The sequence below is a fragment of the Neokomagataea thailandica NBRC 106555 genome (assembly GCF_001598495.1).
In the GTDB taxonomy this organism is placed as follows: domain Bacteria; phylum Pseudomonadota; class Alphaproteobacteria; order Acetobacterales; family Acetobacteraceae; genus Gluconobacter; species Gluconobacter thailandicus_A.
In genome coordinates, this window is the sequence record NZ_BCZB01000067.1 from 1 (window position 1) to 1,746 (window position 1,746).

The 1,746-nt window shown below is 23.8% G+C and carries 1 protein-coding gene; it reads right to left on the reverse strand.

Features of this window, described 5'->3' with window-relative positions:
* Positions 1–1,491: Hint domain-containing protein (locus NTH01S_RS11385; protein ID WP_174523625.1), on the reverse strand; the 1,491-nt coding region annotated here is incomplete at its 3' end.
* Between the last annotated feature and the right edge of the window lie 255 nt (positions 1,492–1,746).

A 1,746-nucleotide genomic window follows, 5' to 3' on the forward strand; every position in this document is an offset into this window, starting at 1 on the left:
CCAACCATAAATAAAATTGTTTTCTAAATGAAAATTATTCATTAATATTTCTTTTCCATTATCAATATATATATCCAATACACACAAACCAAGGTCTCTTCTATCATCTATATGTGGCCCAATAAAATTGGAAGGCTTATTATTGCATGAAACCAGAAAATACTGATAATTTTTATTATAACATATATTAAACAATAAGAAATTATTTTTTGATCTTAATAGAGGGTATTTTTTTCCGGAACTGTCTATTATATATACTAAATTATCTAAATTATCTAAATTATCTAAATTATCTAAATTATCTAAATTATCTAAATTATCTAAAATAGGGTAACAGGGGGTCCCTTCTGTAGGAAGGTAACTTTCTACTAAAAGTCCATTTGCATTGATAATAGAGTGATCATAAAGCTCTATATTATAGTATATGTATTCTTTTTTAGAAAAATCAATATTTATATCTTGCATTCCAATGAACATCCTTGATGGATAAAATGCATTTTTATAAAAAATAGAATGTTCTGATGTGATAAATAAATCAGAAAATGGTTTTCCTTTTCCAAAGGCGTCTTTTTTTATCCTAATTGGTGGCACATAATTATTATTATTAGATAGTGCTGATCCTTTTATAATATTTTTAATAATTTTTTGTGTTATTGTTTCATTGTAATAAACAATTATTACATCACCAACCTTCATATTTTCAACCAAAGAAAAACCATTCGGTGTTTCAATTAATGTATTAGGCAAAAAACATGAATTATTTTTCATACTAATATCAGAAATTACATTATTTAATGAGTAATATTTTTTATTCTTATCAATCTCTTGAAAAACATTAAAGTTTAAAACGTTTAATAAATTAAACTTTGTAAAAAAAATTCCATCAAATAATATTATTGTAAGAATACTTTTATCTTTATTAAAATCCACAACAACCTTATTAAAGGACACAGCACTATTAAATTTTAAATAATTACTATCTAAATTAAAATTTATCAAGTTAACCACTTTGGAGCTATTAATATTTATATTAATAGTAGTATTATCACTACAATCTATATTCAATAATTCACACTTTGATTTTTCAATTAAGCTAAACTCCGTATTTTTTTTCATAAATACGTTTAATAAATTACCATTACCATCATATGAAATACTACCGTCAATTATATTCAAATCACAACTCATAAAATAATCCGACATATTTTTGATATTCACATCACCACCACTATAATAAATAGATTTCATTGAAAAATCTCTTATACTTGATGTAATATTTGGCATAATAACCACAACCCCCTTGTAAATATCTATATCATAATTTGAATTTAATAAATAATCGCACATTCCATTAAATATATAGTTTTTTTCATTTAATGTTTTTATTGATCCGTATATATATTCTATACTTCCATCAAATCCATAATACCTTTTCATATCTATGAACTCATATACATTACCAGAGCTAGACGATGATTCATAAAAAGACATTTTTTTCTCAAAAAAAAGTTATTAATAATAACATTATATTATTAATGATAGATAATACAATGGTGAAATTGAAAAATTGTCTAATTATTTCAGTGATACACTGAGGCCTATTAAATAATTAATGAAACAAGCACTAAATGTATTTTACTTTTTAAATAATAAAACATGGAAGGTTCAAAAAACGGCTCTGTTGCAAAGTTAAGTTTGGGTTGAGTGCATCCCATTTGTTTTGATTTTCAAATGGCTTAGACGCTG